Origin of the sequence: Burkholderia sp. ABCPW 14, assembly GCF_001523835.1 — a bacterium.
GTDB lineage: Bacteria > Pseudomonadota > Gammaproteobacteria > Burkholderiales > Burkholderiaceae > Burkholderia > Burkholderia mayonis.
The window spans coordinates 81,346-94,410 of the sequence record NZ_LOVS01000117.1 but is presented as its reverse complement, the minus strand read 5'-3'; the positions used below and the strand labels follow the sequence as shown (position 1 = coordinate 94,410).

At 68.9% G+C, this 13,065-nt stretch carries 12 protein-coding genes; 2 read left to right on the top strand and 10 right to left on the bottom strand.

All coding sequences use genetic code 11. From position 1 onward, the window contains the following. Positions 1-247, top strand: a 247-nt coding sequence (locus tag WS62_RS18895; RefSeq protein ID WP_197422866.1) for a transposase, incomplete at its 5' end; no start/stop codon positions are given. Between the two features lie 145 nt (positions 248-392). Here the strand turns inward: WS62_RS18895 and WS62_RS18890 are convergent. From WS62_RS18890 to WS62_RS18845, 10 genes are all read right to left on the bottom strand, one after another. Next, positions 393-1,331: a helix-turn-helix domain-containing protein gene (locus WS62_RS18890; RefSeq protein WP_066573832.1), complete on the bottom strand. Its 939-nt coding sequence runs from the start codon at positions 1,329-1,331 to the stop codon at positions 393-395. Positions 1,332-1,418: 87 nt separating this feature from the next. Continuing rightward, positions 1,419-2,039 (bottom strand): DUF3156 family protein, encoded by a 621-nt coding sequence (locus WS62_RS18885; protein WP_066573822.1) that lies wholly within the window; start codon positions 2,037-2,039, stop codon positions 1,419-1,421. After that, entirely contained in the window at positions 2,036-3,526 is a 1,491-nt protein-coding gene (locus tag WS62_RS18880; protein WP_066573811.1) for an APC family permease, read from the bottom strand. Before WS62_RS18880 ends, WS62_RS18885 begins: the two co-directional genes overlap by 4 nt. Before the next feature lie 135 nt (positions 3,527-3,661). Then, positions 3,662-5,008, bottom strand: a complete 1,347-nt coding sequence (locus WS62_RS18875; RefSeq protein ID WP_066573809.1) for an aspartate aminotransferase family protein — start codon at positions 5,006-5,008, stop codon at positions 3,662-3,664. A 35-nt stretch (positions 5,009-5,043) separates the two neighbouring features. Next, positions 5,044-6,546: an aldehyde dehydrogenase family protein gene (locus tag WS62_RS18870; RefSeq protein WP_066573804.1), complete on the bottom strand. Its 1,503-nt coding sequence runs from the start codon at positions 6,544-6,546 to the stop codon at positions 5,044-5,046. Positions 6,547-6,687: 141 nt separating this feature from the next. Continuing rightward, positions 6,688-7,506, bottom strand: a complete 819-nt coding sequence (locus WS62_RS18865) for a response regulator transcription factor (protein WP_197422868.1) — start codon at positions 7,504-7,506, stop codon at positions 6,688-6,690. 399 nt (positions 7,507-7,905) lie between these two features. Further along, the gene (locus WS62_RS18860; RefSeq protein WP_066573801.1) at positions 7,906-8,739 is read right to left on the bottom strand and encodes an SDR family oxidoreductase; all 834 of its coding nucleotides are present in this window, start codon (positions 8,737-8,739) and stop codon (positions 7,906-7,908) included. Then, a complete protein-coding gene (locus WS62_RS18855) occupies positions 8,736-9,623 on the bottom strand; it encodes a molybdenum cofactor biosynthesis F family protein (protein WP_066573798.1) in 888 nt (295 codons plus the stop codon). The genes WS62_RS18860 and WS62_RS18855 overlap by 4 nt, the downstream gene beginning before the upstream one ends. Before the next feature lie 265 nt (positions 9,624-9,888). Beyond that, positions 9,889-10,836: an aldo/keto reductase gene (locus WS62_RS18850; protein WP_066573858.1), complete on the bottom strand. Its 948-nt coding sequence runs from the start codon at positions 10,834-10,836 to the stop codon at positions 9,889-9,891. Positions 10,837-11,221: 385 nt separating this feature from the next. Then, positions 11,222-11,899, bottom strand: coding sequence for a DsbA family protein (locus tag WS62_RS18845; RefSeq protein WP_066573795.1), 678 nt, complete (start codon positions 11,897-11,899; stop codon positions 11,222-11,224). Between the two features lie 103 nt (positions 11,900-12,002). Between WS62_RS18845 and WS62_RS18840 the strand changes: the two genes are divergently transcribed. Beyond that, positions 12,003-12,902, top strand: a complete 900-nt coding sequence (locus tag WS62_RS18840) for a LysR family transcriptional regulator (RefSeq protein ID WP_066573792.1) — start codon at positions 12,003-12,005, stop codon at positions 12,900-12,902. The last annotated feature ends 163 nt before the right edge of the window (positions 12,903-13,065 follow it).

The window sequence follows — 13,065 nt, the reverse complement described above, 5'->3', positions numbered from 1 at the left end:
AAAGGCTTGGGGGCAATGGATCGAGCAAGCCCGGCAAAGCGGGATTGCCGCGCTGCAACTGTTTGCCCAGCGCTTGCAGGGTTACTGGCACGGCATCCTGGCCCGCTGCCGCCATCCGCTCAATACCAGCGTCGTCGAAGGCATCAACAACACCATCAAGGTCATCAAGCGTCGCGCTTACGGGGAACGCGACGAGGAATATTTCTTCCTCAAAATCCGCGCCGCGTTCCCCGGAATTCCTCGATGAACCAAATCTTCGCCCTGTATCCCAAATTGGCAAATGCGTCAGCGACGCACGGAACAGGCATGGAACGGCGAATACGCATATCGCCGCTTCGCGCGCATGAAGCACGCGGTGCATGTGATGCGCGCGGCGCGCGCGATGCGGATGCTCAGGACAAGCGCCGCGTCTGCGACGGCAGTTCGCCGAACAGATCGCGATACTCGCGCGCGAAATAGCCGAGATGCGTGAAGCCCCACCGCGCCGCGGCCTCGCCGACGCACAGCGCGTCGGCGGACGTCGTGCGCAGCAGGCGGCGCACCGCGTTCAGGCGGATCGTGCGCAAGTACGTGACGGGCGTCACGTCGGCGACACGCTGGAAGCTCGTCTGCAGCGTGCGTCGGCTACAGCGCAGCGCGCGGCACAGCTCGAGCACCGTCACGGGCTCTTCGGGCCGCGCCCAAAGATAGCGCTCGCAGCGCCTGACGATGTCGCTGTACGTCGCATGCGTGATGTCGCGCCGTGCTTCGCCCACCGCGCCCGCGAGCGCGTCGAGGAACACGCCGAGCATCGCGTCGCGGAACATCTTGCGGGTCGCGCCGTATTCGAGCCACGCCGGGTTTTGCTGCGCATCGTCGATATACGACGACAGGCGCGCGCCGAGCGCCGCGCCCTGCTCGTCCGCCAGGCGGATCACGTGCCGCGGCGAGCGGCTCTCGCGCGTCCCGAACTCGGCTTCGCACAGCTCGTCGATCATGTCCGGCGCGGCGCTGATGCCGACGAGCCGCATCCCCTCGGGCGTATGGAATTCGAAATCCTCGCCGGGACGCAGCGCGAGGAGCGCGTAGCCGTCGACGTGCTGCCGCTGGAACGTCCCCGAGAGCGGCGCGAGCACCGGCACCGCGAGCGACGTGCGTCCCTCCGGCGACATGCCCGTCTGCGCGACGCGGCGGTTCGTCGTTTCGCGGAAGAAGTGGAAATCGTCGTACAAAACCTGCGTGACCGTGCCCTTGAAGCGGCCGGGCGTCATCTGCCGGTAGACCTGGCGCCAGCCGGCGATGGCGAGTCCGTGATCGTGGACGTCTTCGAGCGAACGCGACTGGAACAACATGGATGCCTCCAGAGAATTCCGATGCGGCGTGACGAACCGTGCCTGCATGCGCCTGCGCGGCGTGCCCGTCCGCCCGGCGGGCCGGCATCAATCGCCCGGCATGCGCGCAAGCGCGGCTTCGAAGCCCGCGAACGCCGCACGCAGCGCATCGCGCTGCGCGCCGGCGAGACGCACGTAGCGCCGGAACGACGGCATCCGGCCGACCACTTCGCTGCCGCCGAACGGCACGATGCGCAGCATCCAGCGCGGGCCGTCCGCGACGATCTCACAGTATGTCAGATCGAGCGCCGCGAGCGGCGCGCCGAGCGCGGGTGTCGCCAGCAGCGTCGCGACGTGCGCGGCGAAATGCGCGTCGGCGCCGCACGCGACCGTCGCCTCGACCGGCCCGCGACGCACCCAGCCGCTCGTGGCGATCGACGCCGAGCCGTTCGCATCGGGTCCGGCAAGCGTCCGCTCCAACTGCACACTGACCGTATGCAGCAGAAATTGCCGGTCGACGCGCTCGGCCGCGCGCAGCGCGATGCCGTCGCTCAACATCATTCGCGCGGCGTCGCCGTCGTCCGGCATCGCGAGTGCCGCATCCAGATCCGCGGCCACGCGCACGAGCGTCGCGCCGCGCCGATAACCGGGCGCCGGGCCCGGCGCGAGCCAGCGCCGCCATCCGGCCGCGGACGCGACGCCGGCGATCGCCGTCGTCCGCCCGCTCATCGGACGTACTCGTTGCGCAACACTTCCTCGACGGGCACCGGCTTGAACGGATGCTTGCGCTGCACGACGAGCGTCCAGAACAACGCATAGAGCGCGGTGAGCCCGAGCATCGTGCCGAACGGCACGTAGATGTCGCGGCTGGTCATCCCCGGCGGCGCGATGTACCAGATCGCGAGCACGATGCCGACGCTCGACACGATCTGCGGCAGCGGAAACCACGGCGACCGGTACGGCCGCGGCAGGTCCGGGCGGCGAATCCGCAGCATCACGACCGACAGCGTGACGAGCAGATACGCGGTGCCCCATGCGCAGGTCGCGGCGAGCACGAGGTGCATGATACTGTCGAGATCGCCGTGGATGATCCACGCGTGCGCGATCGGCACGGCGGCCGCCGCGACGATGCCGACGACGGGCGTCCTGAAGCGCGGATGCAGGTAGGCGAAGCACTTCGGCAGCGCGCCGTCGACCGCCATCCCGTACAGGATGCGCGGCAGGCCCGCCATCAGCGTGTTGATCGTCGCCGCGCCGGCGAACAGGAACGCGACGCCGAACCACATGCGTCCGAACGGGCCGAGCACCTGCAGCGCGAATGCGGGAATCGCGCCCGGCGTGTCGAGCAGATGCGTGAGGCCGTCCGGCGTCACCGCGACGTTCGGCACCTGGCGCTTGATCGCCGCGCCGTAGAGGAACATGCAGATTGCGACGCCGGCGAGCCCGAGCGCCATCGCGCGCGGAATCGTCTTGCCGGGCGTCTTCATCTCGGGCGCGAGCGGCGTGACGAACTCGCAGCCGACGAACATGAACATCGCCATCCCGACGAGCGAGAGCACGGCCGGCACGGACGCGCCGACCTCCGAGCGCCCGAACCAGCCGTCGAGATGAACGGCGGGCGCGGCCGCGAGCCCGAGCACGCCGAAGATCATCAGCGACAGCCACATGCCGATCGTCAGCACGATCTCGAGCCTGCTGAACACCTTGATGCCGATGATGTTGGTGATCGCGAACGTCGTGACGAGGCCGACGCCGACGAGCCACGCGCTGTTGTGCCGCTCGAACGCGGCGTTCAGCGACTCGAAGTTGACGAGCGCCATGATGCCGCTCAGGATCGTTTCCGCCGTGCCGGCGAACACGTGGACGAGGAAGTACGCGGAAATCGTGCCGGTGATCGCCCAGAAACGGCCGAGCCCGCACGACAGGTAGTCGTAGACCGAGCCGGCCGTCGGCAGCATCGCCGCCGCTTCGGAGAACGTCGTCGCCTGCGCCTGCATCATCACGAACGCGATGATCATCGCGACCGCGAACGCCCAGCCGCCCATCCCGAAACCGGACGTCGCGGTCAGGATCACCGGGCTCGCCATGATGAGACCGACGGCGCTCGCGAGCGCCGTCGGGAAACCCACCGCGCCCGCCGCCAGCGCGGGCTTCCCGCCCGGCCCGCCGGACGCCGCCCGGGCCTCCGCATTCGAATAACCTGACAAATCCGACATCCTCGTCTCCTGATTGATGCGTCGATATCGAGAAAATACGGAGGCCAAAATTCTCACATGTAGCGCAAATTGGCAAAACGGCCGGGGCCGCGCGATCGCGGCCCCGGCCGTCAGGCGTCCGTAATCGGCGCGCGATCAGCCGCCGGCGAACGGCGTCTTCTCGAAGCCGGCCTCGAGGCCCGCGACGATCCTGTCGATCTGCTCGCGCTGGATCACGAGCGGCGGCGACAGGATGATCTTCGTGCCGACCGGCCGCACGAGCACGCCATTCTCGCGCGCGACCTCGGCGACCGCATTCGCGTAGCCCGACATCGGATCGATCGGCGTGCGCGTCGCCTTGTCGGCGACGAGGTCGAGCGCGACCATCAACCCCTTGCCGCGCACCTCGCCGACCGCATCGAAGCGCTCGACGAACGGCCGCAGCGCTTCGAGCAGATGCGCGCCCTGCTTCGCGGCGTTCGCGGGCAAGTCCTCGCGCCGCACGATGTCGAGGCTCGCGAGCGCCGCCGCGCATGCGAGCGGGTGTCCCGAGTACGTGTAGCCGTGCATGATCGCGCCGCTGAAATCCGCGTTCGCCGCGAACGCCTCCTCGATCCGTGCATTCACCGCGGTCGCGCCGAGCGGCACGTAGCCGGACGAGATGCCCTTCGCGAGACACATGATGTCGGGCTTCACGCCCCAGCCGCGGCTGCCGAACAGGCTGCCGCTGCGCCCGAAGCCCGTCACGACTTCGTCGGCGATCAGCAGCACGCCGTAGCGGTCGCAGATTTCGCGCACGAGCGGCCAGTAGTTCGCAGGCGGCACGATCACGCCGCCCGCGCCCTGGATCGGCTCGGCGATGAACGCGGCGACCGTGTCCGGGCTCTGGAACAGGATCTCGCGCTCGAGCAGCTCCGCGCAAATGCGGCCGAGCGCTTCGGGGTCCTGCGTGAACGGATTGCGATAGATCCACGGCGTCTCGACGTGGAAGCATCCGGGCAGATTCGGTTCGTAATTGCGCCGGAACACCGTGTTGCCGTTCACCGACGCGCTGCCGAAATGCGTGCCGTGATAGCCCTGCTTCAGCGAAATGAACTTCGTGCGGTCCGCCTGCCCGCGCACCTTCCAGTACTGGCGCGCAATCTTGAGCGCGGTCTCGACCGAATCCGAGCCGCCCGAGCTGTACAGCACGCGGCGCATCCCTTCGGGCTCCATCATGTCGATCAGCAGCTTCGACAGCTCCTCGGCGCGCGGATGCGTGACGCCGTCGAACAGCTGGAAGTACTCGAGCTCGTCGAGCTGGCGCACGATCGCCTGCTTGACCTCGGCGCGGTTGTGGCCGACGTTGACGTTCCACAGGCCCGCGACGCCGTCGACGAGCTGGCGCCCGCGCTCGTCGTACACGTAGCAGCCCTCCCCGCGCACGATGCGGATCGGCTCGCGGCGCTTCATGTCGTTCGGGTGCAGCATCGGATGCCAGAAACGGGAATCGTTGTAGCTCATTGCATTGCTCCAAAAAAAACGAACAGCCCGCGCGTTCAGTGCGCGATGCAGACGGATTTGGTTTCGGTGAAGCCTTCGATCGCGTATTGGCCGAACTCGCGGCCGATGCCCGATTGCTTGTAGCCGCCGAACGGCATCGACGGATCGAGCGGAACGTGGCAATTGACCCAGACCGTGCCCGCCTCGATCTGCGGCACGAGATCCATCACGGCCTTCAGATCGTTGCTCCACAGGCTCGCGGCCAACCCGTACGGCGACGCGTTCGCGAGCCGCACCGCTTCGGCCGGATCGTCGAACGGCAGCACGACGACGACCGGGCCGAACACCTCGTCGCGAACGATCGCGCTGTCGTGCGTCGCGTCGGCGATCACGGCCGGGCGCACGAAGTAGCCGGGCAGGTCGTTGGCCGGCATGCCGCCCGCAAGGAACGTGAGGCCGTCGCGGCGCGCCCGCTCGACGTGCTCGACGACCTTGTCGCGATGGTGCGCGGACACGAGCGGGTTGATCTGCGCGGCCGGATCGAGGCCCGGACCGAGCCGCATCGACGCGGCGACGCCGGCCAGGCCGTCCGCGAGCCGGCGGAATTTGCTGCGGTGCACGTAGATGCGCGACGCGGCCGCGCACACCTGCCCCTGATTGAAGAACGCGCCCGCCGCGACGCCTTCGAGCGCTTGCGCGACGTCGACGTCCTCGAGCATCACGACCGGATTCTTGCCGCCCAGCTCGAGCGAGAAGCGTGTCATGTTCTGCACGGCGGCCGCACCGACGAGCTTGCCCGTCGCGGTCGAGCCGGTGAACGAGATCTTGCGGATCGACGGATGGCTCGCGAGCGCGGCGCCGCATTCGCGCCCGCCCGTCACGACATTGAACACGCCCGCCGGCACGCCGGCTTCGAGCGCGAGCTCGGCGAGCCTCAACGCCGTGAGCGGCGTCTCGGGCGACGGCTTCAGCACGACCGTGCAACCCGCCGCAAGCGCCGGCACGAGCTTCCAGACCGCGATCATCAGCGGAAAATTCCACGGCACGATTGCGGCGACAACGCCGACCGGCTCCTTGCGCGTGTACGCGGTATAGCGTGCGCCGGGCGGAAATGGAATCGACACGTCGAGCGTCTGCCCGGTGATCTTCGTCGCCCAGCCCGCCATGTAGCGAACGTACTCGATCGTCGCGCCGACCTCGACGCCGCGCGACACGAGGATCGACTTGCCCTGGTTCAGCGTCTCGAGCTGCGCGAGCGCCTCCGCATTCGCTTCGAGCACGTCGGCGAGCTTCAGCAGGATGCGCTCGCGATCGGCGGGCCGCAGCCCGCTCCACGCGCGCGTGTCGAACGCGCGCTTCGCGCTCGCGACGGCGGCGTCGACGTCGTGCGCATCGGCGTCGGGCACGCGCGCGAGCCGCTCGCCCGTCGCCGGATCGAACACGTCGAGCCGGCGCGGCGAATGAGCGGCGCGCATCGCGCCGTCAATGAAGATTCCGAATTCGCGCTCGGTGAATGCGCGCACCGTGTCGGTCACGGTGACGATGTCCGTCTGTGTCATGGGCGTCTCGCGATGGTGGTTTGACGTCCGCGCGAAACGACGGCGCGGACGGTTGCGCACCACTGTAGCGACGCCGTTTCGCGGCCGGTTAGCGCAAATTGGCAGGTTGAAGGGAGGTGATGCGGGGGCAAACAGACGAAATCATGCGCGGTCCACGCCATCGAACCGCCCGCACCGGTCGCCCGCCGGGTCAAAAAACAGCGCGCCGACGAGTTCGGTCCGGTTCGACACGCCGAGCTTGCGGAACATCCGCAGCAGGTGCGTCTTGACGGTCGGCTGGCCGAGGGAAAGATCGCGCGCGATCTCCTTGTTCGACCGTCCGTCGCGCACGAGCCGCGCGATCTGCTCCTCGCGATGCGTGAGCCGCGCGTCGCAAGCAATCCGGCGAATCCCCCGCACCGTGCGCAACGGCGGCAGCAGCGCGACCTCGACGACCGGCTGGACTGCGCGCAGCGCGGCGAACTCGTCCGCCGAGTAGCGGCCGTCGCCCGCCAGACGCAGCAGCGAGAATGCGGCGATCGCCGCGCCGCCGTCGCGCAGCAGCACTTCGACGACGTCGGCGACGCCGTGCCGCCGCAGGAAGCCCGTCCAGTACGACGACGCGGCGCGGCGCTCGTCCGGCAATTGCGAGGCGAGCGTGACGACCGCACCCGGCTGCGCCGCGCAACGCGACGGATGCAGCGGATCGAGCGGCCGGTAGCGGCTGACATACGCGCGATGCATCGCGACCTCCATCCCGAACAGTTCGAAATCGACGGGCTCGCCGCTCGCGTCGATCCGGTAGAACACCGTTGCCGTCGGGCGCGCGAGCGCCTGCAGCGAAGCCACGCAGGTTCGCAGCGCGCGCGCGTACGACGCGGCGTCGGCGTCGGCATCGGGTCTGGCGGGGTCGTGCATCATGGCGGCGGGCACCTCGATCGCGGGCGGGCGGCTTCGGCAGCATAATTGCGCCGCCGCCATCGCAATGAGCACGAATCGGCAAATCGTGCGGGTGTCCACTCAGACGAACGGTCGATACCGGGACATGCGTCCAGCCCCTACACTCGTTCTGCAATCACTGCCATCGACGCAAGGAGGATCTCGCATGGGAACCGCTTCGCCGCGCACCGTCGTCGTGACGGGCGCCGGAACCGGGATCGGCGCCGCGTGCGTCGCGCGTTGCGCCGCGCAAGGCGCGCCATATCGCGCTGATCGGCCGTCGGCAGGCGCCGCTCGGCGCGGTCGCCGCGCACACCGGCGGCCTTGCGCTCGCTGGCGGTGCCGTGAGCGCGGGCGGCTGGGCCTGGCACGTCGAACGGATTCACCCGCACTTCGGCCCGATCGGCGCACCGATCGCCTGCGCAGGCGGCCGCGGCCGCGCTACGCGAGTGTCGCACCGGCCTCCGGCAGCGTCGCGCCGCCGTCGACGACGATCGTCTGCCCGGTGACATAACCCGCCGCATCCGATGCGAGGAACAGCATCGCGGCCGCGATATCCTCCGGCTCGCCGAGACGGCCGAGCGGCACGCCGCGTGCGATCCGCTCGCTGTGCGCCGCATCGCCGAGATTGCCTGCGGCCGGCGTGCGGATCATCCCCGGCTCGACGCCGTTGACGGTCACGTTCCGGCGAGCGAGCTCGAGCGCCGCCGCACGGATGAAGCCGTTCACGCCGGCCTTCGACGCTGCGTAATGCGCGAGCCCCGGATACGCGACGCGCGGCCCCGTCACCGACGACGTCGCGAGCACCCGCCCCTGCCCCGCGCGCTCGAACGCGGGCAGCGCCGCCTGCGTGAGCCAGAACAGCGCGGACAGGTTGACGGCGAGCGTGCGTTCGAGCACGTCGGGGGCGATCGCGTCGAACGGCGTCAGCGGAAAATACGCGGCGTTGTGGACGACGACATCGAGCCGGCCGCTGTCCGCCTCGAACTGCGCGACGAGCCCGAACAGCTCGTCGCGCCGCGCGGCGTCGACCCGGTACGCGCGCACGGTCTGCCCGTCGTCGAGCCCGCGCGCGGCGAGCCGCGCGGCAAGCGCGGCCGCCGCGTCGCCCTGCAAGTCGGCGATCGCGACGGTCGCGCCGGCAGCGGCGAACGCATCGGCAATCGCCGCGCCGATCCCCTGCGCGCCGCCCGTGACGAGCACGGTGCGGCCGCGAAAATCGGCGACGAGCCGCCCGCGCGGCAGCACCGCGCGCTTCGAGTCGGCGCCGCTCATCGTGCGAGCGGATGCACGGTTTCGTTCAGCACTTGCGCATGGGCGCCAATCGGGAAATTCGACAGCGCGCCGAAGTCGCCTTCGCGATAGCCGAATATCTTGCCGTCCGTCTTGCACCGGTCGAGATCGATCAGCACGACGCCGAGCGTCGGCACGATCTTCTCGCGCCAGACGAACAGATACAGCGCGTCGGCGAGCTTGAAGTAATGGCAGCGGTCGACGTCCGCGAGCCCGCGCTCGACGCCTTCGAGGCAATGCCATGCGTAGAACGCGTCGTTCAGATAAATGTGCTCGTAGCACTCGGTCGGGCTATAGCGGTACATCGTCCGCTTGCCGATCAGCTCGCGCGTCGGTGCGTGCAGCGGGCCGGGCGCAGCCGCGCCTACGATCGCGCCGTGGCGGAACGTCGCCTCGACGCCCGTCAGCGGCAGGCCGCGCGCGACGCGCGAAAACGCGTCGACGCGCACGTCGTCCTCGGTCGGCAGCACGCCTTCGATCGATGTCCAGACGCCTCGCGTCAGATCGAGCACGATGCTGACCGACGTCGCGCGCCGGGTCGGATCGATGTAGTCGACGAAGCAGATGCCGTCGCGCAGTTGCGTCGCGCGGTACGCGGCCTCGCCGCTTGCATCGCTTGCATCGCTTGCATCGCTTGCATCGCTTGCATCGCTTGCATCGCCGCCACCCGCGCCGCGCGCCGCGCGGCGCTCACGCCAGCGCAACGTCGATCGATCGGCGAACGTGTATTCGAGCGTCGCGCCGTCCGCCGCGGCGAGCGCAAACGTGCGCCCGGCGAGATCGTCGACGGGTTCGAGGATGTGACTTTCGGGTGCGAAGCCTTCGGCCAGCGCACCGACTTGAATGAACAACGGATCTGCTTCCATGCATTCCTCCGATTGAGCGCCGCGCCGTCAGGCGCGGTCGCGAAACAGGAGGTCATGGTGCCCGCGTGCCCGGCCGTGCGGTATCAACCGAAAGGATGAACGGGGTTGGCGGCGGAGGCTCGTGCGCGGCAAACGTTCCGCGGGCTCGGCACGAACGAGCCGTGAAAAGCGGCACGCGACGGCGCGGCAGCCGAACGAAAGCGCGCCCGGGCCACCGCGATCGCGCGTCGCGTTCGGCCCGCATCGGATCGACGACGTCGCCCGCTTACGGCGCGCTCGCGTCGTCGAGCTGCTCGATGTCCTCCGCGTCGAGCGGCAGCCGAATCGCCGCTCCGAGCGCGCTCAATTGCGCGAGCGACGTCGCGCTCGCGATCGGCGCGGTGACGCTCGGCCGCGCGATCTGCCACGCGAGCGCAACCGACGTCGGCGTCGAGTCGTGCTTCGCCGCGACCGCATCGAGCGCCGCGAGAATCCGCAAGCCGCGCGGATTCAGATATTGCTCGACGCGCCCGCCGCGCGCGCTCTTCTTCAGGTCCGCCTCGGACCGGTACTTGCCCGACAGAAAGCCGCTCGCGAGCGCGTAATAGGTGACGACGCCGAGCTTCAGCTCGGTCACGACCGGCTCGAGATCGCGCTCGTACTCGGCGCGATCGTACAGGTTGTATTCGGGCTGGATCACCTGATACGCAGGCAGGCCGGTGCGGCGGCTCAGCTCGGCCGCCTCGCGCAACCGGGCGCCGCCGTAGTTCGACGCGCCGATGATCCGAACCTTGCCCTGCTCGATCAGCGTCTGGTACGCGCCGAGCGTCTCTTCGAGCGGCGCGGTGTCGGCGAGGTCGCGGTGCGAGAAATAGAGATCGATGTGGTCGGTCTGCAGACGCCGCAGCGAATCCTCGGCGGCCTTCAGGATGTTCTCGCGCGACAGGCCCGCACGCGCTTCGAGCAGCCCGACCTTCGTCGCGATCACGACCTGGTCGCGCTTGCCCGAGCGCTTGAGCCACTTGCCGATGATCGTCTCCGATTCGCCGCCGTGGTTACCGGGCACCCAGGCCGAATAGGCGTCGGCGGTGTCGATGAAGTTGATGCCGGTGTCGGCGAGCGCGTCGAGCAGCGAGAACGACGTGTTCTCGTCGGCGGTCCAGCCGAACACGTTGCCGCCGAATACGAGCGGTGAAACCTGAATCGTCGAAATGCCGAGTGAGCGTAGTGCCATCTTTTCTCTCCGATCGATGATGATGATCCGGCCAACGCATGCGGCACGCGTCGCGTGGCGCGACAAGCCGGGATTCCACGGTCGATGCTAACGCGCGGCCGGCGCGGTTCAAACCGATTAAACCTCATTTCCAAAGACCGTGCGCTGACAGGGATCGGCGGCGCGAGCCGCTCGACAGGAGCGCCGTCGCCATCAGCGGGCAAGCCGCCGTCCGTCGGTGGAAAGACAAGAATGGCGAAGAGAAAGACGTTCCGACGCGAATCGACTCAAATCGACTCAAATCGACTCAAATCGGCTCGAATCGGCTCGAATCGGCTCGAATCGGCTCGAATCGGCTCGAATCGACGCGCAACATCACGCCGAATCGCCACGCCCTCCGTCGGCGTTACGCAGCCTCGCGCAGCACCCGCTCGACCGACGCCACCGCCGCCGGCGCGCCGCCATACAGGCTCGCGCCGTGCAGCACGTAGCCGCGCTCGCCAACCGTCAGCAGCAGTTGCGGCACGCCCGACGCGCCGAGCCGCCGCATCGCCCGCTGCGAGCCGTCGATGCGTGCGGCCGCGGCGCTCGCGAGCGCCGCGTCGCCATCGATCCGGCGCGCGAGTTCGTCCGCGTCGATCGCCACGCCGGCCTTCGCGGCGACGTCCGCCGCGACGCGCGCGAGCACGTCCGCGCGCGCGGTGTCGAGGCCGTCGACATAACGCGCGAGCTGGATTGCTTCGAGAAGCGGCCGCTCGAGCCGCGCATCGACGCCGCGCAGCGCAGTCAGCACGCGGTTCGCGGGCCCCGAATCGAAGCGCACGCCGCCGCGCAGCAGCACCTGCTCGCGATACGCGTGCGTGAAGCGCTGCCCCGTCGCCTGCTCGATGCGCTGATCGTTGCGCCACGCGTACTCGCCCCATTCGGGCGTCAGATCGCGTGCGCCCTCATCGGCGAACAGGCCCGACGGCATCAGCTCGAGCACGCCCGGATAAGCGCCGTCGAGCCCGGCGAGCGCCGGCGCGCTCGCATAGCACCAGCCGCAAAGCGGATCGAAAAAGTACTGAAGTTGGAAGCGGTTCATGTGCGGAAACTCGTTCGTGAAGAAAGTGAAGCAAGTCTATTCGATATCCATTCGATCAAATACAATGGCCCAATCGACAATTTGTTGCATTAACTGAGCGAATATGGATCGAATCACCGCGATGCAGGTGTTCGTCGAGACAGCCGAGCGCGGCAGCGTGTCGGCAGCCGCGCAGCATCTGGACATGTCGCGCGCGATGGCCTCGCGCTACGTCGCGTTCATCGAGCAATGGTCGGGCGCGCGGCTGCTGCACCGGACCACCCGGCGCGTGACGCTGACCGCGGCCGGCGCGCAGATGCTGCCGCTTTGCCGCGACATGCTCGGGCTCGCCGATCACGTCGCCACGGTCGTCGCCGATCCGGGCGACGCGCCGCGCGGCGCGCTGCGGATCACCGCGAGCGCGATCTTCGCGCAGACGCACGTGACCGACGCGGTCCTCGACTATCTGGCCCGCTATCCGGCCGTATCGGTGGATCTGCTCGTCACGGACCGCACCGCCGATCTCGTCGACGAGCGAATCGATCTTGCGATCCGCATCACGAACGAAGTCGATCCGAGCCTGATCGCGCGCCGGCTCGGCACGTGCCGCTCGGTGCTGTGCGCGTCGCCCGGCCATCTGGCCGAGCACGGCGCGCCGAAGCGGCCGCACGACCTCGCGCGGCACAACTGCCTGACGTATGCGTATTTCGGGCAGAGCCTGTGGCACCTGACGCGCGACGGCGAACCGGTGACGGTACCGGTGCAAGGCAATCTGAGCGCGAACGACGCGCTCGTGCTGCTGCGCGCAGCGATCGCGGGCGGTGGCGTCGCGCTGCTGCCGACGTTCGCGGCGGCCGAACCGATCCGCGCGGGCGCGCTCGTGCGCGTGCTGGCCGACTGCACGGCGCCCGATCTCGGCATCTACGCGGTCTACGCGTCGCGCAAGCAGATGCCGCTCGCGATGCGCACGATGATCGATTTCTTTGCCGAGCGTTTCGGCGACACGCCCGCGTGGGATGCCTAGCCGCGCGACGTCGCTCAAGGACGACGAAGCGGCGGCAAAACGGCAACGAAAAACGGCGGCGGCACGCGCATTGCCGCCACGCATGCCGCCGCCGTGGGGCGAAGCTGCCGCTCGCGCGATGCGAACCGCCGCGTGAGCGAAGACGCGACGCGCGTCGCCCGTC